This window comes from Enterococcus sp. AZ020, assembly GCF_050499205.1.
Classification (GTDB): domain Bacteria; phylum Bacillota; class Bacilli; order Lactobacillales; family Enterococcaceae; genus Enterococcus_L; species Enterococcus_L dunnyi.
Genome location: NZ_JBIPAT010000001.1, coordinates 1,357,419 through 1,382,079 on the forward strand (window position 1 = coordinate 1,357,419; position 24,661 = coordinate 1,382,079).

Here is a 24,661-nt window from a genome sequence, read left to right on the forward strand (position 1 = left end):
TTGACTCGATTTATCTTGCGTCTGCGATCGTCCAAGTGATCGTTGAAGAATAACCACTGTTTGTTGATAACTTGTTCCCTGCTGAAGGAACCCATAATTTTACAGAGTCTCCTGCAGTATTATCAGCTACATCACCGAATTGAAGAATAAATTGACCAAATCCTTTATCTGCTGCATCTTGTGTGACAAAGGTCGTCGGTGTTGTACCATCTGTTTCAACCGTTTGAGTTGCTGGAACTCCTGCAGCATTTACTTGATTTTGATCTGCACCATTGACCAATTTGATATTATTGAATTTTAATTGAGCAGATTTCAATTCGTTTTTATCCGTATTCGTAAAGGTCGTCGCTTTAGCAGTCAATGTGTGTTTATTTGGTTGATTATCTGCACGTGTATCTTTAAATTGAACGAAGTTAGGACTAGCTACTTTCACGCCGTCTTTGTATTCTACTTCAGCAGCAGCGGCTGTATATTCCCAACCATTTCCTGTCGCTGGTGTTACTTTATTATTTCCGAAGTTTAAATCAGTCACTGCGATCACTTTTAACGGCCCTTTAGCAGGGTTTACCGGTGGGTTAACGATTGGATTTTCAGGATCGACTGGTTTCGTTGGGTCTGTTGGATCGATTGGTTTATCCTCTCCATCATCTTCGCTGAAGTTGATCGTTCCTTTACCGCTCCATTCCAATGGATTCTCAGCAGCAGATGCTCCTGTTGGGAATGCTGCAGCTGCTCCGAATGCTGCGACTAAAGCTGCAGCGCACAATTTGTGTGTGAATTTCATGTGTGTTTCCTCCTAGAATTGTTTGATTTATGGTAGCTCGGATAAAATCCAAGTTAACACCGTTTGATAGTTGCCAGGCTCTTTTGCTCCTTTTGCAGGAATGAATAAAGAGACGGCTTGATTCTCATAAATTGGTTGATTATTAAATGCTGGATCCAGTATTGGATTATTTTTTTCATCCAGTTTAGGTCTCAGTGTATCTGCCCGATTTTTATCGTTCGACACAGATGCGCCGAAAATGATCGACCACGTTCCTTCACCCTTTTGCGGTTTCGCTTCAGCCAAATTGTATGTTTCTCCAATATTTAACAGGCGAATGACTTCTTTAGAAACAGTCGGTGCTGTTGCTGGATCATTCAGTGAATTCGACCAAGATTGGTCAAACGATAAGACTGCACCTTTCAGCTTTTGATTTTTCGCTGATTGATTCTGAAATTGTGTCTCCTGTTTGATCTGTAGTGCCCAACCTGTACTCTTGTCTCTAAAATCCGATACTTGAATGAAATTTCCGCGTGCACCTGTATCATCTTTAAAAAGTTGTGCATGGCCATAGTATGTTTGATCAGTATCACTAATTTCCGCTTCTCCAAAATTTATTTGCGGAACAAAGTCAAAACGCAGTTGGCGATCCGTACTGGGACTATCACCAGGATCAGCGGGATTTCCGGGATTTTCTGGATCCATCACTTGTTTAGGATGTTTCCCAGTGAATTGAACTGTCGCATCGCCAGAATAGGAGGTTGCCGTTGCCGCAGTATCTAACGGCTTCAACAACAGGCTGACTATCGATAAAGCCAACAATAAACCTGCTTTTTTCATGCTAGTCTCCTCTCCTTTCGGCATTCCCTTTTAAGAAAAGCAACGACAGCGTGACAATCAAGACGATTCCTCCGCTAACGAGTAAACTGATCGTTACTAAATCCCCTGTTTGCGGCAGGCGACCTACTGGTTTTTCTTTCGATGTCAGCGGTTCATTTGATGAATCACTCGTTTGGCTTGACGTTGTTTTAGCCTTACGCAGAACAACACCAGCATTCGTTTGTACTTGTCCACCCTCCTCAACAGCCCAAGCTTCATTGATCGTTCCAAAAGATAGGGCAAGAAAAATGATGGGGAGTAGGACGAACTGAATCTTATTTATTTGCTTCATCACAATCTCTCCTCCATCAATATGCTTCTTCGATCTGCCAAGTAAGAGTCGTTTCATAGTTACCAGTTTGTTTGATAGAGCCTATCGGTGCGTTAAAGCGTAATCCTTGTTTATTCGGTCCCCAGGTCTCTTCGCTGATATCATATTTTCCAGAAGCTTGATGCTTGGAACGAAAGACTTCCTGAGCCTCTGTAGAGATCACCTTTTCTGCATCCGCCGTTTGGTAACTCAACGCATTCGGAAGTCGTTGTTGCTCATTTCCTGTAAGACTAAAATCCTGCGATTGTTTTAAGGTTATTTTCCATGTACCTAACGTTGAGCGGTTGTCCCAGATCACTAAGTGTTGATCGTAGATTGGATCCGTAAATTTTTTATTTTGCCCACTTACTTTTTGATCGCCAAAATCGATCGTATTCGGTGCTGACTCGATAAATAACGTTCCTTTAAAGGTATATTTCCGTGACACTCCTTCTGGTAAAATCAATAGATTCTTCTCATCAGATGGTGATGTATCTTTGACATAATTTAATGCTTTTACAGCATTCAGCTTTTCCAAAAGTTCCTGATTTTTTGTTAAATCGATTTGTTCTGATACATTTGCTTCAAATGAAAAATCTTCAATGATCGGCTGGTCATTTTCGTCAACAAAGCTGATTTTAACGGTGGCAAAGCTTTGTATCACCGTAACATTCAATGGCTTTTCTACTTTCTCTACACCAGTACCGTAAAATGCGGTGATTGGATATACTCCTGGACCTGCTAAGGCGGGCGGTTTGGGCAACGTGCCCAGTGAAAGCGTCAATTGAGTGCTGTCTAATTCATTTGCTTCTACACCATTGTATTGCCAAAGCTTGAGTGCTCCTCTTTGATGAATAAGCGTCTCTAGATCTTGTTGTGTTTTCGGATACTCTTTCGTAGTTACACTGAGATCTTTTCCTTGAATAATATACTTATTGCTTTTGACCGTTGTTTGATCTTCTATAAAGAGTGGGATCGTTATATCACGAGCGTTTCCCTTTTCGTCTGTAAGCGTCAGTATAAAACTGCTGGGACCAACAGCGCTAACTATCTTTTCAATATCCTGTCCTGTTTTTAAACGAATATCGATATTTTCCTTAGAGCTATAATCATCCTGATAATCCCAAAAGAACGGATCATACTCTTTCGCTTCAATGATTGCTTGTGTATCTCCGCGTTCAATAAACGTTAGCTTCCCTAGACCAACCGGCGCTTCAGCATCATAGGTTATCTCGTAGGAAGCTACTTTATCAGAAATAAAATTTTTCGCTTTTGTTTGAGAAGCAACCACTAATTTTTGATCTGTTGTAACATTGGTATCCTTTATTTTAAACTGAATATCCACAGTTGCATCCGTCTCAGACAAGTCCTTAGAAAGTGGAATTTGGAGCTCATTATTTAGATAGATTGGCGTAACAGGTACACCATTTAACAGAAATGTTCCTTGTTGATATAATTGATTTGGTGCTAATGTAAATTTATATACTGGCTGAAACATATTCTGTTTCCCACCTGCATATCTTCCTGTGTAATGAACAGTGACCTCTGAATCTTGTGTAATCGATTGAATCTCTTGTCCAGCGTTATTTTCAAATGTCATATTTTCATTATACTGGACTAATCCTGGGACTGATTTAAAAGCAATAACCGCTTTCTCATAGCTACCACCAGTAGAACCGGTAAACCCCCAGTAAACATTATCTGCACCAAAAATATCCTTAGAAATAGCCACTGTAACAGGATCCATATCCCCAAATGTATAGGTTAGATACCCAACGTCAGTCGAATTCCATTTTGTCCACTTGATATTTAGTAGTCGCCATTTTGCATCTCCAAGCTTAAATGTTGGATATTGCAGCCCTAAATGTTTAATAATTGGAAAGCTGCCATTTCGGTCATAAGAGCTAGTCTGATCTGGAAAAGCATAGGCTATATGACCTTTGCCCGCATTTGAAAGAACATCGGAGTCATAATAATCACCTGATATTGCGATTCCTCCGTTATAATAGGTATCAAACTCTATAGCAAAACTCTTTTTGATTTGTTTTCCATCTAATGCACTACTCGTTGGATTGATTGCTCCTGCATAAACAGCAAGACCTCCTCCTGTCTGACCAGTGAAATTGGCTATTACATTTGGGTCATTATGCATGACAAACGCCATTCCATCTGCATTACCATCAAGATAGACATACATCTCTGATTCAAAATCTTTTGATAACTCCATTTTATTGGCTTCTGTTGAAAAGATGCTGCCGATTTGCCGAGCCTTCTTATCTGTAATCACTACATTATTTCCTTCAACATAGCTATTCGCGCCTTTTGGTGTGACAAAAATCTGATCTAGAGGTATACTTTGAGGCGCATCAACATAGCCTAAAGCTTCTGCTTTTAATGGCACACATAAAATTCCTGCAACTATAGCCACAAAGGCAGCTTTTTTGATTTTCTCTAACACTTTTCATTTTCACCTCCTTTCTATAAAAGGTGGTTCCAATTTTGTACATAACAAATAAACCTCCTTTAATCAGAATAATTGACTTCAATAAGTGTCTTTGATTAAATAAATAAAAGATTCTTATTTTTAAATCAAACGAGAAATGTAGTGAACCATTCTTGATCTGCAGGCATTCATTGATCAATTTGACGACGATTTTGACGGCGTAGAAAAATATATTCCAATATACTATGTGAGTTGCTTCATTACATTCAGGCCTTTAAATAACAAATGTTATTTAAAGGCCTGAATAAATCTACTTTGACAAAAAACACCCAATCTAGAGCACTGCTAATTTATCGATTGCCGCTCGTTGTTCTTCAAAAAAGGAATTGGTATACGTATCCAAGGTTAGTTTTATTGATGAATGACCTAATAAAGAACTGATCGCTGCATTGTTTACCCCCAATTCGACACACCGAGTCGCAAATGTATGGCGTAACGCATGGAAGGGTACATTTAATAAGCCTATTCTTTTTTTTATTTGTTCAAACCTATAACTAACCGTTCTTGGTTCAACAGAACCTTGACTGCTTGTTACAACAAATTCAGAAGTAGATCGTTCTTTACATTTCAATAATGCTGTTTTAACTTTGAGCGATAACGGGATCAATCGATCGGCGTTCATTGTTTTTGGTACTGTCTCGATGATTTTTGTACGCATTTCTGATGATTTCGGCATAGCAATCCGCTGTTTCGTCCGTTGAACGTGAATCACTGACTCTTCAAAATCGATATCTGACCATTTTAATGCACAGATTTCACCGATCCTCATCCCTGTTTCTAATGCCAATAAAACTGGTAATCCTTTTTCTGACTTCATGCTTTCAGCCTCTACCGCTTTTTGCTGTTTACGTGTCAAAGCATGAACTGTTTTCTTTTGGCTTTTAGGCAGTATTGTCCGTTCACAAGGGTTTAAATAGATATAGCCGCGTTCTTTGGCAGCTTCCAAGCAACTTTTTAAAATTCGAAAAACAATCTGAATGGAACTTGCAGATAGTGAGCTAGAGAGCTGATTTACTAATTTGTCCATATCGAACGGTGTCACTTTTTCTAGTGGACGATGTCCTAACATGGGGAAAATATGTATCTGAAGATTATTGCTATAGCTAGCATATGTGCTCTCTTTTAATCTAGGCGTCATGATATCATTTAGCCAAATATTCGCCCAATCACCGAGGGTTCCGCGAAATTTTTTAGAAGAACCTAAATAAAACACAGTTGTCTGCGCTTTTTTCTCAATCAACTGTTCTTTAACTAAGCGGTAGGAACGTGCGTAAATATAGCCATAATGAATCGAGCCGTCTTCTTTACGCCCTTTAGGATAGCGGCCTTCCCAACGTCCATCTTTCCTTTTATAAATATTCTCACCTTTAGCCATAATGATCATGCCCTTTCATAAAATAGTGACGGCGGATTTGACGGCGGGAAAAAATACTCGCTCCAGAACTGAAAAACCGCCCATTTTATCATTTTTTTAATAAAAATCGTAAAAAAATGATAAAATAATTGATTACTTTCTCTCTTTAAGCTATTGATTTATTTTTAACAAAGCCATACAATGTACTTAGCTTTTGATTATTTATTCTCAAATAAAAATGTTTCTCGTTTGATTTAAAAACAAGAAATATTTTATTTTTTTACAAAAAAAATTTAACTCATTATTCTTATCTAACGAATATGCTATGAATTCTCTTTTTTAAATCTAAAAGCAAACCCACAACAATGATTATATAACAAAAAATAATAAATAAAATATCGTTCCCTGTCGTTTCATGTCAACTTACAAAAATGATAGATGCAGATATGCTTAAAAATAAAAAAACGAAGAATGAAAATCATAAAAAGATTTTCATTCTTCGTTTTTTAATCTTGAAACTTATTTTTAAGTTTAGGTATATTAAAGACTTTTCTCTTCGCGAATGCGGTTTTCAAGTTCCTTTTGTTCTTGCTCATGTCTCATTTTTTGTTCTTCTTTTGCTAGACGCATTCTTTCACGCTTCTCTTCTGGTCTAGGATCATTGATCACTGTTGCTGCATCGATTTCTTCAAGTGCTTGTCCAACGCTTTTCACTGATTCAAAGCTTTCCAGTGTTGGCTGTGCTCCTTCGTCTAATTCGTGCGCACGTTTACTCGCTAAGATCACTAGTGAGTATTTTGATGGTACTTCTTTCAATAATGAGTCAATAGATGGTTTTAACATCATGAGGCTACATCTCCTTCAACATTTTAATATATTTGCCAATTACTCGATCAACACGAAAATGTTCACTCGCAATAATTTCCTTGATTCGTTTTACAGCTTTGGGTACTTCGTCATTTACAACCGCATAATCATATAATGCCATCATTTCGATTTCTTCACGAGCAACACGCATGCGCTCTTCGATCACATCATGAGCATCTGTCCCACGTCCGACGATTCGTGATTTTAGTTCTGCTAAATCTGGCGGCGTTAGAAAAATAAAGACACCATCCGGCACTTTCTCTTTGACCTGCTCAGCTCCTTGAACCTCGATTTCTAAAAAGACATCTTTTCCTTCATCCAGCGTTTGATTGACGTAAGATAGCGGTGTCCCGTAGTAATTCCCTACATATTGGGCATACTCCAGCATCTCACCTGCTTCGATCATCGCTTCAAATTCCTCTTTCGTTCGGAAATAGTAGTCGACACCTTCCACTTCTCCTTCCCGCATTTGACGGGTCGTCATAGAAACTGAATACTGAAAATCATTCTCTTCACTATCAAAAATTGCTTTACGTACGGTGCCCTTCCCCACTCCAGAAGGTCCTGATAGTACAATTAATAATCCACGCTCTGACATGATGACTTCCTTTCATTAAAAACTATACAAACTCTGTTCATATAGCTAGACAATTTAGCATTATACTAGCAAATGCCAGCAATTAATAAAGTATTAGTTCTATAATGCACTTTTTTCCCATAATTTTCAAGACTTTATGATTAAGGTTTGCTAAGAAAAAGATATTTTTCCTCATATAGACAATTTCTCTGCACTAGATAAAAAAACATAGATTGATTAAAAATTTTTAAATGACTTTCTAAATTCTCAAAAAAAGTATGCATGAACCCCATTTTTCTAGTAAAATGAATATAATATGCATTGAAACAACAGAATAACCCACCTTTATTATATAACAAAAATAAGAAAGGAATTACACCATGCTTACGCCCAAAAAACAATTACCTCTAATCATTTTTTTCTCATTGCTTCTTTGCTTTTTGATTGGAACTTTCCAGCAAACAGTGGAAGCTGTCACTAACGAAACAGATTTCACAGAAAATCCTAAATATCCTATCAAGGACGGCTATCGGCCAAAAGCCTCGATCGTTATCGACGCCGGCTCTGGACAAATCTTATGGGAAGATCAGCCTGATTTATCTTGGAGTCCGGCAAGTATCGCGAAAGTCATGACCATGTTCTTAGCATTTGAAGCAATGGAACAAGGTAAATTCTCACTAGATACCACTGTCACAGCTACAGAAAAATATGTAAATATTTCTCAGCTTTACGCTTTGAGCAACAATAAAATTTCTTTAGGCGTTGAATATCCTGTTCGAGATTTGCTGACCATGATCGCTGTTCCTTCTTCAAATGTCGCAACATTGATGCTGGCAAATCTAGTAGCTGATGGTGATGAAACAAGCTTCATTCATCGAATGAATGAAAAGGCAGCTGAGTTAGGTATGGAGAATACGACTTATTTTAACTGTAGCGGCGCACAAATCAGTGCTTTTGACGGGTATTACCAAGCAACTGGAATCGATCCTGATGGCGATAACAAATCAACTGCACGTGATTTGGCTATTTTAGCTTATCATCTAATCAAAAAGTATCCCGATGTACTGCAGTTTACAAGCAAACCTGTAGTCACAACGATGGAAAATACACCCTACGAAGAAACGTTTGAGACCTATAATTATTCTTTACCAGGTGCTAAATATAGCTATGAAGGAGTCGACGGGCTGAAGACCGGTTCAAGTCCAACTGGCGGCTTCAACTATATTGCTACCGCAAAAAAAGGAGAGATTCGTCTCATTGAAGTTATTTTAGGAGTTGGTGATTGGTCGGATCAAGAAGGAGAATATGAACGTCACATTGCTGGAAATGCCATTTTAGATAATACCTTTTCTGCTTACGAGTATAAAAAATTGCTGAACAAGGGTCCGAATACAGTCAATCAAAAAGAGATCACTTTGGAGCAGGACTTTTACGGTTTCGTAAAAAAAGGAACCGAACCTCACTTCATCACAGAAAATGGTGCCCTGAGCCTTGCAAGCGAATTGGGACAAGTTTCTCCAAAACTACCCGTTCAAACTGTCAGCTACCAAGAAAAACAAACAGCTGTTCAAGAAAAGACTAAGAAACAGCAGAAACAAAAGAAAACCTCCCTCTTCCCGTTTGAGAAAGATAAAATCCACTATTGGATCAGCGTCAGTATGACCTTTTTAGGGGTGCTATTCTTTGTGTTTTCCCGCTTATGTAGAAAACGTGTTTCGGGATCACGGCGGGGTAGTCGTACAGTAGGTACGTTTATGACTCGTTCATTCGTCATTTTCGGCTTTCTCTTTATCATTGGCGCTGTCAGCGTTTGGTTCTTTTTATAGACTGGAAAATCCAGAGAAAAAGTGGATCGGGCTCTTCTTATGTTGCCGTATGTCCTTTTGACCATTTTATCTCTTGAGATCATTAGAAAAAGCACTCCGAATCTAGTTACTAGATTCGGAGTGCTTTTCTTATAGGATTTTTTTTATGCCTTAAAAGCCCATATTTGACAATGTGTTCACAACACCCATGATCTCGTCATGGCGTTTGATTTGTTTGTCTACAGGTCCTTCGACTTCCTCTACATCGATCCGAACAACAAAACGACGATTCAATGATACGAAAGTATCTTCATTGATTCGAATATTCAGTATCTCATCTGTAAACGACTCACAAGCATCCTGCCAGACATCAAACGTGTCTTTTTCTGATATAATTTCTCTTTTTACAACAGACTTCCCACTTAATTCATGGAAAGTAACATCATAGTAATTCGACATACACTTTCACCTCTTCTTCATTATACTGCTAATTGGCTTAATCACCAAAAATTTATCTTATTCGATATTTTGAATTTGTTCACGAATTTTCTCTAGGATCGTCTTCATCTGAACCACAATGTTCTTGATCTCGATCGGGCTTGATTTCGAACCGATCGTATTGACTTCACGGTTCATTTCCTGGATCAGAAAATCCAGCTCTCGACCAACAGGCTCTTCCTGCAATAATAGTGTCTGCATTTTGTCGATATGGATCATTAAGCGATCCAGCTCCTCATGGATATCCCCTTTTTCAAGAAGAATCGCCAGTTCAGTCAATAGACGGTTTTCATCGACTTGAGCACCTAGCCAATCATTTAAGCGGGCTTCAAACTTTTCTCGATAGTCTTTTTCGTAGACATCGACAAATCCAGTCAATTCTTTGACTAACTTGATAAATTCCTGCCCATAACCAGTCAGTATTTGCTGAATTTGTTGTCCTTCCTGCAGTCGACTAGCATCGACCTTCTCAACTGCTTGTTTCACGACCTCTAAGACAAGTGCGCCGAACGCTTCGTCAGCCTCCTGTTTTTCTGTCACTTCAACATAATCAGGATTGTTTAGCAGCTGTTCAATACTTCTACCAGGTTCAAAAATCGCTTTTGGGTATGCAGCAGATAACTCCTGTTCAATTTCACCTAACAGCTGATGAATCAGTTTCCAATGAACTTGTACCTCTTGATTACTACTACCTGTTTGCTTGATAGTGATATACGCTTCTACTCTACCGCGCTGTAATGTTTGCTTCATCAATTGACGAATCGCCATTTCATGCGGATTGAGTTCTTTAGGCATCCGCAATTGGATATCTAAAAAGCGTTGATTGACGCTCTTGATCTCTACATCGATTTGATAGCGATCATTTAAGAATGTTTCTTTTCCGAAACCAGTCATACTTTTCATTGACAGGGTGTCCTTCCTACATAGATTTTATTGCATTAGATAGGGCTTCAAACTCCTCGTTGGTCAAGGTGATGCCTTTTCCCATCTTCTCATGACCCGCAGACCAATCTCTTAAATCAAATTTTGGCGGGCGTCCGTTCCAGCTGACCAAATTCAACTCTTTACGCCAACCTTTTTGATTTTCAGATAGTACGGCGATTTCTTCTACGATTTCATATGAAAATTCTTGTGCCATTATTTACCACTCCTTGTTTGAATAAATTCGATCATCAATAATTGTAATACTTGAACAGGCAGTTTATCCACTAAAGTTGCTAACCATTGTGCTTTTTCCTGTTCATTTGACGCAAGTAAACTGGTCAGTGCGGCTAATTGCTGCTTCTCAGATAATAAAAAATAATCATCATAATACTTTTTCAGCCACTCTTGTACTGAAATCATACCGATCGTCTCAACTAAATCAGTCTTCATTTCTTTTTTCTGCTGTAAAATTCCGATCATTTCTTCGATCGTATAAAGCTTGGCCGCAGAGATCCCCTGATTTTTTGCTAACAACTCCACTAATACTAACCCAATATTTTCAGTGAACACCCTGTCTTTATAAACTTTACGCATTTTCTTACAGATCTTATTTTTTTGTTCAACTGACAGCCATAATTTCAGCTGATAGGTCTCTTTGATATACGTAAAAAACTGTTGCTGAAACTGTATTAGGCTATCGAATGTCTCATCAAAAGTATACCAATGACCTTTATACTTTTTCCCGATTATTTTCATCGTTTCCAAATAGCCCAGCTTAATATTCTGAACAGAGCGTGCACCATCAAATAAAAGCACTGCCCCCATTGACCAAGGTGTCTGTAAAGTCAGACAGGTGATTTCATCTCGAATTTTTACAGGCTTCGTGATACCTGGCCCCTTGACATCGACAATGATACATTCTGTTGCCCCATGTTCGATAGCAACATCCACTGGAATATTGTTGCGGTACCCCCCATCAACATAGTATTTATCTGCTATTTCGGCCGCGGTCATGGCTGGGAAAAAGGAGGCTGATGCTAAAAGCCAATTTTGCCATTTGGATTGTTGCTTCCCGTTAAATCGGATCACTTTTTCCTGAAAGTTCGGCAGCTCTGTGGTCACTAAATAAAAATCAGTACTCACCTGCTGCATTTTTTCCGCAGAAAAAGTATCCCGGATCAATTCTTGTAAGGGTTTTGTAGACACTCCTTTTGTTTGAATCGCATTTATCGTGAAGGCTCCTACCTGACTAAGCACACCACCAAATGTATCATTAGTGGTTTTATTGACAGGAAAAGCTAAAATCTTTTTAGTGTCAATTTCTTCCCACATCTTTTTAGCCGCTTCAAAATCCCCTTGTAGGATCAACGCTCCATTTAATGCCCCGACAGAGGTTCCAGTAATAAGTTCGATCGGTATCTCTAATTCTTTCATCGCTTGCCAAACACCGATCTGATATGCCCCTCTAGCACCGCCGCCACCTAACACTAAGCTTGTATGATAGTCCAGCGCCTTACTAAAACGATTCTCTTCTATCTCTTTATACCCATGCATTAAAAAGAGCTCTTTTAAATGAAGTGTGAGATGATGTGGAAAATGAAAGCTGACTGATCCCTGAAACGTCCGTTTGAATAAGTGCTCGATCACTGTGAAAATAGACGACCACCCTGTTTTTGCCGTTTCCTGAAGCAGCAGTAAATTGGTTACCCTCTCTGATTCAGTCATTATAAATAGATAGGGAACTTTCCCGGCATAAGCAACATAAGCATGTCCAGTATTCTTACGCACACTTCTAGTAAATACTTCTCTTGCTGAAGAATGTGTCTCAAATAAAGGGAACAATTGGCGACTTTCAGCTACCTGAGCGGCAAAGTTATGCCATTCAGATGCAACCATCGTTTCAATTCTCATCAACAGCACCTCCATCTCTTTAAAGTATACCAAACTTAACTGGAAATTACTTTTTTCGAGGAATCGTTCGTTAAAGTACCTATAGCAAAAAAAGAGAGAAGGAGCTTAGTTTCCTGCAATCATTACTTTTTATTAAAAATCGCCTAAAAACGTATCTCTTTCATTCATTTTCACGTAAAATGAAAATAGTTACTTTTATAATATTTTACATATTGTTGGTAAGAAAGAGAATTTTGTGGGCATAATAAAGAGTGATTTCGCACATAAATTAGTGATGTTTTATATTGAAAAAAATAGAATCGATTGTCTGCACGATTATGTTGTCCTTTTTCTAAAAAAAAATTTATTTTCGGACAACAAGAAGTAAAATCTGTTACAATACATTTTTGAACACACATAATTTAGAAAAAAGAAAATTCAGGCTCCAATTAGAATGACATTTAAAAATATTCGGTCGCTTTTAGCTGAACCGGATGAATAACAAAGGATGTTTATATTTATTATGAAGAAAAAAACAATTTTATTAAGGATAAGCACTCTGCTTTTAGTCTTTGGTTACGCTGCAAGTATTTTTGCTGCTGTAGATGCTTATGCGCAAGAAGATATATTGACGATCACCCAAAATGCTGGCTACGAAACAAGCGATTATTATAAGCCTAAAGCCTCCATTGTGATCGAAGCTCATACGGGACAGGTTTTATGGGAAGATAATCCTGATCTTGCTTGGAACCCTGCCAGTATCGCTAAATTGATGTCTGCTTATCTTGTTTTTGAAGCAATCGCACAAGGAAAATTCACTTTAGATACGACGGTCAAAGCAACAGACAGTGATCAGGCGATTTCACAAATCTATGAACTGAGCAATAATAATATTGTCTCTGGCGTCGATTATCCTGTTCGCGATTTACTTTATGCTGTAATGGTACAATCCTCAAATGTTGCCACGGTGATGCTCGCAAATCTGGTCACAGCAAATGACGAAGCAAAATTCATCCATATGATGAACGATAAAGCAAAAGAGCTAGGTATGACTAAATCGACGTTTTATAACTGCAGCGGTGCTGACACAGCTTCATTCAATGGCTATTACAATCCCGCTGGCATCGATCAAAATGCAGACAATGTTTCAACTGCGCGTGATTTGGCGATTTTAAGCTATCACTTGTTGAAGGAATATCCGGAAACAGTAACATATACAAGCCCCACCCAAATCACGATCATGGAAAACACACCTTACGCTGAAGTGCTGGAAAATCATAACTACTCTTTACTGGGACTTGCTTACGGTTACGAAGGCGCAGATGGCTTAAAAACTGGATCAAGCCCAACTGGGGGCTTCAACTATGCAGCAACTGCTGTCCGTGGTGAAACACGTCTGATCGAAGTGATCCTCGGTGTCGGTGACTGGGAAGATCAAAACGGCGAACTCCAACGTCATGCCTTTGGTAATGCCATTTTTGACCGTGCTTTTTCAACTTATGAATATAAGCAGCTGCTAGCTAAAGGAGAGCAAACCATTGATCAGGAGGACGTTATCTTGACACAAGACCTCTATGGTGTGATCCAAAAAGAAACACAGCCGAATTTTGCCTTGTCTGCCAATCAAGTGACTTTTGATAATGGGCTTAGCCAAGTATCTTCTACAATTTCTGCCCCAAGTGTTGAATTCCAGTATGCTAAAAAATTAAAAGCTTTACAACATTCAACCTTTTTTAAAAATGCGAACCAAAAGAATGGACTATCGACTTTCTTCGTAAATGGTTTGTTGATTATTTTAGGCTTACTATTCATGGCTTTATCAAAATTATTTAAAAAGGAACCTGCCGCAGGAAGTGCTAAAAAATTCAATCCTTTATTGATCTTAGGCGTTCTTTTAGCTCTTGTAGGAGTTGGTCTAAGTATTTATACATTGGTTGTTGGACCTTGGCTTTAAATGATAGAAAATGCAAAACGCAGTTGCTTTTTATGGCAGCTGCGTTTTGCATTTTTAAAATCAGACAATAATCTTAAAGCCACTATCACTAAAAGTTATTAATTTCAACTCTTAGTTATCTCCTCACTTTGATTGAGCTATTCTTATCAAAGAGACCTTATTTTGCTCTCAATTTGTTCTATCTAGAAATGCTCTTTACAAAATTTTTTATTCTCATCATTCCACAAAAATGATACATCTTTCATGTCAATCTCTTTTACTGTAATATTTTTACAAACTATTTCCTATGGTATTAAAAAATCACACCATAATTAAAGTATAGTGAATATTATTTAACTAGCAAAAACGAATGTTTTTGGAAAAGATATTTTTATAGACAAAATAGGATAGATAAATCCTTTATCCTAAACTTTTATTTTAATCAACTCTATTGAACTCTCTCTTAACAAAAAAGCACCATGATTTTCATCATGATACTTCCCGTGCTTTAAAGTCGGATACTCGTCATAATCTACATTTGATTTCCATTCAAAATTAACGCTAAGAAACTACAAGTATCAGTTTAAAGTAAAAATATAAGCATAAACAAAAATTAAAAAGTTATATAATGAATGAGAAAATATATTGTACCATATATTTTTTTTGTGGATATAAACATAACCTAAAAATAAGCTTGAAACAAATACTGGAATAAGTGAAATTAAATTATAATTTACACTTGCTAAATGACCAGTTGAAAATAAAATGCTTGATAAAATAATACATAAAAATTGAACACTCATCTTTCCTTTCAAATTTATAAAGCAGTACCTATATACAAGCTCTTCTATGAAAGGAATAATTATACTTGATTGTAAAATTCCTAAGAATCCGTAAGAATAGTATCGAATTATAACTGGCTTAAACAGTAACATTGCATATGAAATATCTATTAAATACATTATAAAGGTTATTCCTATCACAAATCCAAACGCTTTTTTAGTGCGAGCATTTTTTAATCCCTTAAGTAAATCTTGTTTAAAAAATAAAAAAACTAACACTGCTAAAAATAAATTCTGAAAAAGGACAATATTATTATCAAAAATATCCCAACTTGCTCCTACGGCTGGGATAAATTTTTTTATAACTAGATATATCGCAATATAGATTATCTTGTACATCTGTATATTCATCAGCTTCTCTTAAATTCTTACGTAATCAGTGTATGAAGTATTTGAAGTTACCGTCTTAGTATCAACATATTTGTTATCAACTTTTCTATATCTCTTGTACGTTACTGTAATAGTACAATTCTGTTTATATTTTTTAAATTTTCCACTTTCAGAGTATTCATTTTTCAAGTTCACAACTACTGGGCCAGCAGTAACTTTTACACCTATTGTGGATTTTCTGTTTGTAGTATATGTACCTAAGTATGTTCTACTACCATTTTTGATTTTATAGCTCTGTGTTTTTGCCCATGTTCTAGACTGAATACCTGAATTGTCATCAATAACATAATAAAATTCATCATCCTCAGGCAGTAAACCTACTGCTATTTCATTAATAATTTCTGATTCAACAGCTTCTGTGATAAGTCCATTTCCTAAGACCCCAAATAAAAAACCACTACAAACAATACTAAAAATTAATTTTTTCAAACAAAGCACTTCCTTTCATTAATTTATTTTCAATAACAATAACATAAAACACCCCTTTAGTAAACTTTATTTTCCTAATTGAATACTAATAAATTCAATAGACAATCAATACAAATTGATCCCTTACATTTATTGGAAGTTTTGACATCATTTCTTTCTCGCCTTTTTTAAAACGCTATTAATATGTTGAATAAAAAAACTGTAGACATCATCCCTTTTTCGGGACTTTGTCTACAGTCTGACGCGGTTACTTTTTATGGCAACTACATTTTTTCTCTTCGTCAAGATGACTTAACGAACAGTTACTTTTTATTATATTCACACAAATTCGGGTAAGAAAGTTGAAATTTAGTAAGTCTGTTTAAAAGATATTATTTGTTTTTCTTCAATTGTTTGATTTCTTTTTCGATTGCATCGATTTGTTTACCTAATGCTTTTTGCTCGTTTTTATCACGAGAAACTTTTTTCTTGTTTACTAATTCTTGTTTTTCTTGGATCAATGCTGCGATTTTTGCTGCATTATCTTCTACAGGTGTAGATGGTGTTGTTGAACTTCCAGTTGAACTACCTGTTGAGCTGCCATTTTTCAAGGCTTGGATTTCACGTTCGATTTCACCGATGCGAATTCCTAGTGCTTGTTGTTCTTGCCAGTTCGTGCTGATTTTTTTCTTGTTGATCAATTCTTGTTTTTCTTGGATCAATGCGTTGATTTTTGCTGCTGTATCATTAGCAGGTGTAGATGGTGTTGTTGTGCTTCCAGTTGAACCACCTGTTGAACTGCCATTTTTCAAGGCTTGGATCTCACGTTCGATTTCGCCTAGACGGATACCCAAAGCTTTTTGTTCTAAACTATTTCTGCTAACTTTTTTCTTATTGATCACTTCTTGTTTTTCTTGGATCAATGCGTTGATTTTTGCAGTTGTATCTGCAGATTGAACTGAAGCCGCATGTGCTTGAGTTGTTACAGCTGTAAATCCTGCTCCTCCAATTGATAACGCTACCCCAGCAACTAGTAAACCTTTTACAAATTTGTTCATTATTGATTCCTCCAATTTATTTTTCGTTCGAATACTACTGTTCATAAAATAATAGTTCCGATACACAGATTATAACCACTCTTTTTAGAAAAGTAAACTATTATTTTATAAATAATAGTCAAAAGTTTTTCGAAAAATGCTCTAACTATTGATATATATACATTTTAGAGCTAAAAATATTTTTTATAAAAAAGAAAAAACCAGCTTTTCCGCTCAAAAAAGAGCAAAAAGTCTGGTTTTTCATTCTGGTTTATCTTTACTTTTTTACATTGATCCTTTAAAAACATCTGCATTTTTTACGAAATAATCAACACCTGAATAGATCGTAAAGATCAAACAGATGTATAGCATGATTAAATCAACTGGCAAGCGAATAGCTGTAAATGGAATATTGTTGATCAATAATAGAATGATCGCCACCATTTGCGTCGCTGTTTTGATTTTACCAGGCCAGGCTGCGGCCATCACTTCGCCGCCTTCAACCAACAATAGACGTAAGCCAGTAACTGCTAACTCTCTACAAACAATGATCGCAACGACCCAGGCTGGTGCTTTTTGCTGTGCAACCAACACGATAAAAGCTGTCATCACTAACATTTTATCAGCCAATGGATCTGCAAACTTACCAAAGTTTGTTACTAACCCACGTGAACGAGCAATTTTTCCATCTAGCCAATCTGTGATACTAGCAACTGCAAAAATCACAGCACCAACCAGCTGAGTGATCGCTAACGATGCTCCTCCAAAAGTAATCGTGCCCCAATCCATCGGAACACTAACAACAATAATAAAAATCGGAATCATAAAAATTCTAAGAACAGTTAATTTATTTGGTAAATTCAATGCTTATTGCCCCTCTCTTTTCCTACTCATTTTACGGTATCTAATGACGACTGTCACGAAAAAAGTCATTTCATAAATAACTTATCTATTCTCTCCGTCATCGATTTCAATAAATGAGCGAGAAAACATCTACGATGAGCTTTAGCTCTTCTGTAAATTCTTCCCGCTCATTCTATTGAACCAGCCTGCTTTTATTATGCTGGCGGTGTTTGTTGAACTTGTTCTGATGATTGTGACGATTGCTGTGTTTGTGCATACTCAAGGCTCATGTTGATATTTCTAGGGCCAATGCCTGTATTATTCGGATTGAATACAGCAGCTTGTCCATCTACTTTAAATTCCATGTACTCAGAAGCACCCAAACTGATCGTAAACTGAGTGGTTCCCTCTGGAATCTCTACAGATTGTGTTTGGCCTGGCTGAACTGTTTGTTGGAAGAAATAGCCATTGTCATTATTTTCAGCTGTTGGGATATATACACCAACCCAGCAAGGAGCTGTAATTGCTGAAAAATCAAGTTTAGTCGGTGTTGCAGCATTTGTCGCACTCATATTTACAGTTGTACCCGATTCACCCAAAAAGCTGACTACGGTCGGTTCTTTAGGTTCTGACGAACTAGAACTAGTTGTAGAAGATGATTCTGTCGTACTTGAAACAGGTGCCTGACTTGACTCAGTGCTAGAATCAGACGAAGATTCTCTGATTATCGCAGTATCCGGCTTTTGAATGATTGGATTTGCCTGACGGTCCTGCCAGGTAATGTAAAAAACAACAACTGCGATCGCTAGACCGATCAAAGAAAAAATAATTGCCGGCAAACTACGTGTAAAGCGTTTAAATGAGCTTTCTTCATCATACATCTGCGTACGTGACTCATCAAGCGTCTCATACTGAATCGATGAGTCCGCTGCTGCTTCTTCCGTTTTTCCATCATAAACTTCAACTAATTCATTTCCGTCTAAACCAACTGCACTAGCATATTGGCGAATGAACGCACGCACGTAAAAAGTGCCCGGCATTGAGTCAAAGTCATTTTCTTCAATTGCTATCAAATAGCGTTTTTGTGTTTTTGTAATTTGCTGCAGCTCGTCTAAAGACATATTGCGCTGAAGCCTTGCATCTCTTAATTTTTTTCCTATATTTACGCTGGCCACTCGTCCATCTTCTCCAGTCTCTCTAATTTATCGATCGTTTCTTTTGGTATTGGTGAAGGGGTTGCTTGGTCCACATTCACTCTTTTTATATCGTTTCGATTTGTCTTATTGACTTTTAGTAGTAAATCGCTTAGTGAAATAGTCACATTTTTCGATTATTCAACTCTTTTAAGAATACCACAAAAAAATACTGATGAGGATAACATTTTTGAAAGTTTTTAACGAAATATCGGACTTTTTTTGTTTAAGATAGAAATATTTCGACTCCTAGTTTCTAGTACGAGGAAATCACTTCTGCTCACTCTTTCATTATTTCTTTGGGTGCATATAAAACCGGCTCAAGCCTTTTTGATCAATGAATTTTTCAGCCAGCTCTTTTATATCAGATAATTGAATGCTTTCAATAACTTCAGGTGTATCGAACAATGTCGTTTCTCCATAAAGTGATTGTGAAAATTGATTGGCAATATACTCAAGTGAATTTAGCGATTGGAAATACTTACCGATCATTTTTTTCTTCAATAAAGAAAGATTTTCTTCTGTCAATTCCTCACTTTGAGCAACAGTTAACAGAATTTCTTCAATCCGCTCTGCCAATTGCTCAGGATAATCACTATCGCCGCCAAAATCAGCAAAATGGAAACTTCGATCTAAGCTAAATTCGTAACCAAAGCTGTCGTCTAAAAGACCTTCATTATACAAAGTCAAATAGTTTTGAGACGTGTTTCCGAATAATAATTGCAGCAATAAATTCGCTGTTAGTTTGTATTTCAGTAACGCTTTGCCCTCTACAGGTACCTCATCCAGTCCTTTTAGCCCAACAATCACTTTTGAACGACTGATCGGCATTTCGATCGAACTTTCCTTTAGGATATCTTCTGCTGTTTCTTTTGGAAAGTGACGTCTGATCGGTACTGCTTGCGCAAATGTTTTTTCTGCTTGATTCTCGCGAATAAAGGTCATCATTTCTTCCGGTTCCATTTTACCAACGACAAATAACGACATGTTACTTGGATGATAAAATGTGTTATAGCAAGTATAAAGATCCTCCGCAGTAATTTCATCGATGCTTTCAACAGTCCCGGCGATATCGATATGCAGCGGGTGTTTAGGGTATAAGTTACCTAATATGCCGAAAAATAAGCGCCAGTTTGAGTCATCCAAATACATTTGGATTTCCTGACCGATGATGCCTTTTTCTTTTTCGACCGTTTCTTCTGTAAAATAAGGCTCCTGAACAAAATCAAGTAATGTCTTCAAGTTCAGTTCCACTTGATCTGTCGTTGAAAAAAGATAGCTGGTTTTCGTAAAGCTCGTAAAAGCATTGGCAGATGCACCTTGACGGCCAAATTGTTGGAACACATCGCCGTCTTCTTTTTCAAACATTTTATGTTCAAGAAAATGAGCGATCCCATCAGGAACTTTGACAAAATTTTCTTGCCCAAGCGGTACAAATTCATTGTCGATCGATCCGTAATTTGTTGTGAATAAACCATACGTCTTATTATAGTCTTGTTTCGGAAGTAGATAGACTGTTAGCCCATTTTCTAAGACTTCTGTATAAAGAACTTCGTTGATTTGAGGGTATTCTTTTTTATGCATCCGTTTTTTCTCCTTCCAAAAAGAAAATAGCTTGCAGCTGGATTCGCTTAGCCACTCGTTGTACATCTGCTAACGTCACAGCTTCCATGCGACGGATCCATTCGTCGTCTTCTAAACGTAAATGAGGGATCAAATCATCCAGATACTCCGTTTCCAAGACAGCTCCAGCGTTGTCTAAAGAAAGTAAATATTGGTTTTTCAGCATCGCTTTCGTTTGTTTGATTTCAAGCTCAGTCACATTTCCTTGACGAATATTTTCTAATTCCTGTGCGATCAAGTGCAGTACTTGATTCCGGTTTTTACCATCGATCCCTGTTTGGACACTTAAAAAACCACGAAATGTATCGATACTGCTTGAGGCATAATAGGCAAGATTTTCTTTTTCACGTACATTCATAAATAGCTTGGAATGTGGAAAGCCTCCAAAAACACCATTAAAAATCTGCAAAGCAAAATAATTTTCGTCCCCATAAAAAATATCCGTGTGATAGCCTAAATTTAGTTTAGACTGTGCTACTTTTTCTTGTTCTGACCGTTCTTCGATCACATTTCTAGAGGGTTGTGTATAGAAAACATCTGCTTTACCAGCACTACGATCTTCAAAAGGTAACACTTTGAAAAGAGCGGCAACCGTTGTTTCATCCACATCTCCCAAAACAAAAATATCGACTTGATCTTCCTTGAGCATTTGCTCGTGATATGCTGCGAGACTTTCAGCCGTTTCGTTTTCTAAATCAGAACGAGTACCAAAACTCGGGATTCTTTGATCCGCTGATTGGCTAAAATAAAGGTTTTGCAGTGCTAAAGAAGAATAGACTTGTTTATCTTCTGAAACACTTTCATAATAGGCAAGCAAATTTTCTTTTTCCCGCTGAAACGTTTCAGCTTCAAATTTACCATCAATGATATTTGGGTAGAAGATGATTTCTTTGATAAAATCAACTGCATCTTCTAAAACATGCGTATTTTCTAAATAACGATCATTCACAAAATTCATTGAAACATTCAGCCAGTGCAGATTGCCTTTTTTGTTGACGTTGATTCCAAAGCTGGCTCCGTATAATTCTGCTAACTTACCGCTTAATTTTACCTGATCAGGATAATTCAGGCTATTTGTTTCTAATAAACTAGATAAAAGTGTTCGTTTAGTGATTGTTTCTTTATTTAAACGCGTATTGAAACGAACCAAAATACGTACCGTTTTATATTTTTCTGTTGGGACAACATGTAAGTTGACTCCTTGTGCTAATGCAATCGGCATCTTGTCAGCTCCTCTTTGTTTTTTCATCATAATAAAGCCCAGCATGAAATACAATCATCTGGCTGTTTTTAAACCTTTTTTTAAGATTTTCCGCATCTATTCAATTATAGCACAGCTCTGTAGTGTTTCCTTGATGTAAGAGTCTTTCATTTCAAAATTTTTCATTTTTTCTGTATACTGGATTTGAGAAAGGGAGGATGATCTTATGATCAAAGAATTTAAAGAATTTATTATGCGCGGCAGTGTCCTTGATTTAGCTGTTGGGGTCGTGATCGGTTCTGCTTTTACTGCCATCGTCACAAAAGTCGTTGATGGGTTGATCACACCTCTAGTTAGTCTGGTTTTTGTCATGACTACAGGTAAACAAAGTGCTGATGATGCATTAGGTGCTTTAGTCTTTTCAGTCAAGGGTGTACCTTTTAAAATCGGTGATGTGATCAGTGCTATTATTACCTTTTTAATTACTGCGTTTGTATTATTCCTAATCGTGAAAGCTGCGAATCGAATGAAGAAAAAACCAGAGGCTGAAGCAGATAAGACAGAAGAGATCCTGCTTACGAGTGAAGATTACCTTGAGCAGATCCGTGATTTACTAGCTGCACAAAATGCTGAAAAAACATCGGGTTCTAGTAAAGAATCACCAACGAGCAATGAATCATTAAATACCTAAAAAAAATTGGCAGATACTTTGCTGACCTCTAAAGAGTTAAATCAAACCTTTAACTTTTTAGAGGTCTTTTTGTATGTCGTAAATCATTTTTGAAACTCACTCAACTCATAAAGCCTTTCTTTGAAATAAATCTGTTACTACTCACCATTAAAGAAACTATTTTTTCCCTAGGACCATTTATCCAATCATCATCACTATAAAATTTTTCTTGAGATCGTTCCAACTGTTCTAAGCTATCAAATTCTCTTATTAGACAATAGGAATCTACATCGTGTAACGATTTTCCACAATATATTATTTTAAGCCCTTTACGTTTATGCAATGGAGCGCTCTCTTCGGTCATAATCTTATGAAATTCATGTCCTGTATTTTCCTTCAGTTTGTAAATCAATATTTCTTGCACTTTATTCTCCATATGTAAACCTACCTTTATATTTTTTTATGATCGTTTTTAGAAAATCTCGAATAAGTTCCCAACACTGAATATAAGCTCTCTTCCACTCTTGAATCACTACGATCGAATCAGTTACTATTATAGTAAATTAAGGCTACTACCATTAGCAAGAAGAACATTGGCTCCAATTATGCAAATCATTTTAAGAATAATGGGATTTCCTTTGGTGACCTTTTTTAAAACTGCAACTTGTTTTAATATTGGAGCCAAAATTCGTGTGATTTCTTTTAGAAGAGAATAAATTGTTAGTGAGACATTACCTCAACAGGTTGCATGATCACTTGTCTTTCCTTCTTATGATCATATTCGTCCTTTGGAAACATCACAAGAAATCCATCTACTATACTTAATTCCATATAGCCTTTATCTGATTCAGAAGAAGAATTAACAAATACTATTTGTTGTTCTAATACATTTCCCTCTAGTTTGTATTTAATTTTATCAGGCTTTTTATAGTCGTTTATCGGTTCACCTTTATCATTAGAATAGATTTTGTCCGCTTCGAGAGTTTCTTGACCTGTTTGTACATTAAGATACGATAAACTAATCTCATTTCGATAAAATCTATGAACAATGACCTCTGATTCGACTACATCCATTTGAAGTTCACCTGATTCAGAAGGCAACAAAGGGACCCATGCGTAATCCATTAATAATTTTTGAGTAATTTCAGTATTTTTTTCTAGTTTGACCGGTTTGATCATTTTATATTCTTCACTGTTGCCGTTATACTCAATCTTTTTAGGCGTTGTCTCACTGGTCTCTCCATACTTTTCTTTTGTTTGCTTTGCCCCAAATATAGCTTCGATTGCATTGGTTACTGGGGAACTAAACATTATAATGACCGCGAGGCACATTACTGTAACTAACTTAACTACAAATAGATATCTTATTTTTTTTCGTTTGCGCTTTCCGAGGGACACTCCTTTTTCTATAGCATTGTAGGTACTCTCTTTTGGAACATCTATACTAGAATTAATTTTTGTTATTAGATTTTTAGTATCATTTTTCAAAATAATCTCCTCCTAATATTTGTTTTAATTTTTGCTTGCCTCTAGATAGATTTGTTTTTACTGTTCCAGATGGAATTTCTAGAATATTACTTATTTCTTGAATCGTAAAATCTTGATAGTAATAGAGTTGCAAGACATCTGCATACTTTCGTTCAATTTTATTGAAGGAATCATTTAAATCTATCTCTTGTTCTATTTCGTTACTATAATCAATATCCGCTACCAGTGACGTCTCATCTTCTATTACTATTTTTTTAGTTTTACTTCTCATTTTATACGCCGTTCTGATCAATATTCGAATATACCAAGTATAAAAATATTGATCATGTTTAAGCTTTCGTAATCCTTGATAGGCTATGGAAGTAGTTTCTTGAATAATATCTAGAATCTCAAATTCAGACTCAGCATAATGATAAGCAGTCCGATAAATGTATTCATATTGATCTTTTAAAAGTTTCTCGAACGCGTTATCATCTCCCTTTTTCGCTTTTTTTACTAATTCCAAAATCTCAGTTGTCATTTTTACCACGGTTTTTGCTCCTTTCATAATATTAGTGCAAAAAAGTGCGATAAAAGTTTCAATTCATTTCTGGTTATTGCTAATTAAATGGAATAATTTTGACTCAGCTAGCTTATATCTACTGTCAATGCATAAAGTGATTA

Annotated in this window: 24 protein-coding genes; 3 read left to right on the plus strand and 21 right to left on the minus strand. The window is 36.7% G+C overall.

Translation table 11 applies throughout. The features are described 5' to 3' along the window. Positions 1 to 10: 10 nt before the first annotated feature. The 7 genes from IGI58_RS06630 to gmk form a co-directional block, all read right to left on the minus strand. Positions 11 to 784: a WxL domain-containing protein gene (locus tag IGI58_RS06630; RefSeq protein ID WP_429954043.1), complete on the minus strand. Its 774-nt coding sequence runs from the start codon at positions 782 to 784 to the stop codon at positions 11 to 13. A gap of 27 nt (positions 785 to 811) precedes the next feature. Continuing rightward, a complete protein-coding gene (locus tag IGI58_RS06635; RefSeq protein ID WP_429954042.1) occupies positions 812 to 1,603 on the minus strand; it encodes a WxL domain-containing protein in 792 nt (263 codons plus the stop codon). Between the two features lies 1 nt (position 1,604). Continuing rightward, a complete protein-coding gene (locus IGI58_RS06640; RefSeq protein ID WP_225534525.1) occupies positions 1,605 to 1,934 on the minus strand; it encodes an LPXTG cell wall anchor domain-containing protein in 330 nt (109 codons plus the stop codon). A 16-nt stretch (positions 1,935 to 1,950) separates the two neighbouring features. Further along, positions 1,951 to 4,410: a lectin-like domain-containing protein gene (locus tag IGI58_RS06645; RefSeq protein WP_429954041.1), complete on the minus strand. Its 2,460-nt coding sequence runs from the start codon at positions 4,408 to 4,410 to the stop codon at positions 1,951 to 1,953. Positions 4,411 to 4,729: 319 nt separating this feature from the next. After that, positions 4,730 to 5,830 (minus strand): tyrosine-type recombinase/integrase, encoded by a 1,101-nt coding sequence (locus IGI58_RS06650; RefSeq protein ID WP_429954040.1) that lies wholly within the window; start codon positions 5,828 to 5,830, stop codon positions 4,730 to 4,732. A 519-nt stretch (positions 5,831 to 6,349) separates the two neighbouring features. Continuing rightward, positions 6,350 to 6,655: a DNA-directed RNA polymerase subunit omega gene (rpoZ, locus tag IGI58_RS06655; RefSeq protein ID WP_176372880.1), complete on the minus strand. Its 306-nt coding sequence runs from the start codon at positions 6,653 to 6,655 to the stop codon at positions 6,350 to 6,352. Positions 6,656 to 6,659: 4 nt separating this feature from the next. Continuing rightward, the gene (gene gmk / locus IGI58_RS06660; protein ID WP_087641801.1) at positions 6,660 to 7,274 is read right to left on the minus strand and encodes a guanylate kinase; all 615 of its coding nucleotides are present in this window, start codon (positions 7,272 to 7,274) and stop codon (positions 6,660 to 6,662) included. A 359-nt stretch (positions 7,275 to 7,633) separates the two neighbouring features. On the opposite strand from gmk, the gene IGI58_RS06665 reads away from it, so the two are divergent. Beyond that, positions 7,634 to 9,079, plus strand: a complete 1,446-nt coding sequence (locus IGI58_RS06665; protein WP_429954039.1) for a DUF1958 domain-containing protein — start codon at positions 7,634 to 7,636, stop codon at positions 9,077 to 9,079. A 150-nt stretch (positions 9,080 to 9,229) separates the two neighbouring features. Here IGI58_RS06665 and IGI58_RS06670 read toward each other — a convergent pair whose 3' ends face one another. The 4 genes from IGI58_RS06670 to IGI58_RS06685 are packed head-to-tail and all read right to left on the minus strand — an operon-like array spanning position 9,230 to position 12,391. Next, a complete protein-coding gene (locus IGI58_RS06670; RefSeq protein WP_225534521.1) occupies positions 9,230 to 9,517 on the minus strand; it encodes a hypothetical protein in 288 nt (95 codons plus the stop codon). A 57-nt stretch (positions 9,518 to 9,574) separates the two neighbouring features. Continuing rightward, on the minus strand, positions 9,575 to 10,459 hold the full coding sequence (locus tag IGI58_RS06675; RefSeq protein WP_429954038.1) for a YicC/YloC family endoribonuclease: 885 nt from the start codon (positions 10,457 to 10,459) through the stop codon (positions 9,575 to 9,577). Between the two features lie 16 nt (positions 10,460 to 10,475). Beyond that, the gene (locus IGI58_RS06680; RefSeq protein ID WP_087641797.1) at positions 10,476 to 10,694 is read right to left on the minus strand and encodes a YdbC family protein; all 219 of its coding nucleotides are present in this window, start codon (positions 10,692 to 10,694) and stop codon (positions 10,476 to 10,478) included. Then, complete coding sequence (locus IGI58_RS06685; protein WP_429954037.1) at positions 10,694 to 12,391, minus strand: patatin-like phospholipase family protein; 1,698 nt, start codon at positions 12,389 to 12,391, stop codon at positions 10,694 to 10,696. The genes IGI58_RS06680 and IGI58_RS06685 overlap by 1 nt, the downstream gene beginning before the upstream one ends. Positions 12,392 to 12,893: 502 nt before the next feature. On the opposite strand from IGI58_RS06685, the gene IGI58_RS06690 reads away from it, so the two are divergent. After that, positions 12,894 to 14,324, plus strand: a complete 1,431-nt coding sequence (locus IGI58_RS06690; RefSeq protein ID WP_429954036.1) for a DUF1958 domain-containing protein — start codon at positions 12,894 to 12,896, stop codon at positions 14,322 to 14,324. Between the two features lie 557 nt (positions 14,325 to 14,881). Here IGI58_RS06690 and IGI58_RS06695 read toward each other — a convergent pair. From IGI58_RS06695 to yfmF, 7 genes are all read right to left on the minus strand, one after another. Continuing rightward, the gene (locus tag IGI58_RS06695; RefSeq protein WP_429954035.1) at positions 14,882 to 15,496 is read right to left on the minus strand and encodes a CPBP family intramembrane glutamic endopeptidase; all 615 of its coding nucleotides are present in this window, start codon (positions 15,494 to 15,496) and stop codon (positions 14,882 to 14,884) included. Positions 15,497 to 15,505: 9 nt separating this feature from the next. Beyond that, positions 15,506 to 15,973, minus strand: a complete 468-nt coding sequence (locus IGI58_RS06700; RefSeq protein ID WP_429954034.1) for an LMxysn_1693 family intestinal colonization protein — start codon at positions 15,971 to 15,973, stop codon at positions 15,506 to 15,508. 362 nt (positions 15,974 to 16,335) lie between these two features. Next, positions 16,336 to 17,001 carry a hypothetical protein gene (locus IGI58_RS06705; RefSeq protein ID WP_087641793.1) on the minus strand — a complete coding sequence of 222 codons (666 nt, stop codon included), beginning with the start codon at positions 16,999 to 17,001 and terminating at the stop codon, positions 16,336 to 16,338. Positions 17,002 to 17,265: 264 nt separating this feature from the next. After that, positions 17,266 to 17,844: a CDP-diacylglycerol--glycerol-3-phosphate 3-phosphatidyltransferase gene (gene pgsA / locus IGI58_RS06710; protein WP_429954033.1), complete on the minus strand. Its 579-nt coding sequence runs from the start codon at positions 17,842 to 17,844 to the stop codon at positions 17,266 to 17,268. Between the two features lie 194 nt (positions 17,845 to 18,038). Then, entirely contained in the window at positions 18,039 to 18,998 is a 960-nt protein-coding gene (locus tag IGI58_RS06715; RefSeq protein ID WP_429954032.1) for a helix-turn-helix domain-containing protein, read from the minus strand. A gap of 309 nt (positions 18,999 to 19,307) precedes the next feature. Further along, positions 19,308 to 20,600, minus strand: coding sequence for an EF-P 5-aminopentanol modification-associated protein YfmH (gene yfmH, locus IGI58_RS06720; protein ID WP_429954031.1), 1,293 nt, complete (start codon positions 20,598 to 20,600; stop codon positions 19,308 to 19,310). Further along, on the minus strand, positions 20,593 to 21,861 hold the full coding sequence (yfmF, locus tag IGI58_RS06725; protein ID WP_429955349.1) for an EF-P 5-aminopentanol modification-associated protein YfmF: 1,269 nt from the start codon (positions 21,859 to 21,861) through the stop codon (positions 20,593 to 20,595). The genes yfmH and yfmF overlap by 8 nt, the downstream gene beginning before the upstream one ends. A gap of 205 nt (positions 21,862 to 22,066) precedes the next feature. On the opposite strand from yfmF, the gene mscL reads away from it, so the two are divergent. Next, the gene (mscL, locus tag IGI58_RS06730) at positions 22,067 to 22,531 is read left to right on the plus strand and encodes a large conductance mechanosensitive channel protein MscL (protein WP_087641787.1); all 465 of its coding nucleotides are present in this window, start codon (positions 22,067 to 22,069) and stop codon (positions 22,529 to 22,531) included. A 100-nt stretch (positions 22,532 to 22,631) separates the two neighbouring features. Here the strand turns inward: mscL and IGI58_RS06735 are convergent, their stop codons facing one another. The 3 genes from IGI58_RS06735 to IGI58_RS06745 form a co-directional block, all read right to left on the minus strand. Beyond that, a complete protein-coding gene (locus IGI58_RS06735) occupies positions 22,632 to 22,946 on the minus strand; it encodes a hypothetical protein (RefSeq protein WP_429954030.1) in 315 nt (104 codons plus the stop codon). A gap of 284 nt (positions 22,947 to 23,230) precedes the next feature. Continuing rightward, positions 23,231 to 23,998, minus strand: a complete 768-nt coding sequence (locus IGI58_RS06740) for a hypothetical protein (protein ID WP_429954029.1) — start codon at positions 23,996 to 23,998, stop codon at positions 23,231 to 23,233. Then, a complete protein-coding gene (locus IGI58_RS06745; RefSeq protein WP_429955347.1) occupies positions 23,988 to 24,518 on the minus strand; it encodes a sigma-70 family RNA polymerase sigma factor in 531 nt (176 codons plus the stop codon). Before IGI58_RS06745 ends, IGI58_RS06740 begins: the two co-directional genes overlap by 11 nt. Positions 24,519 to 24,661 lie beyond the last annotated feature (143 nt).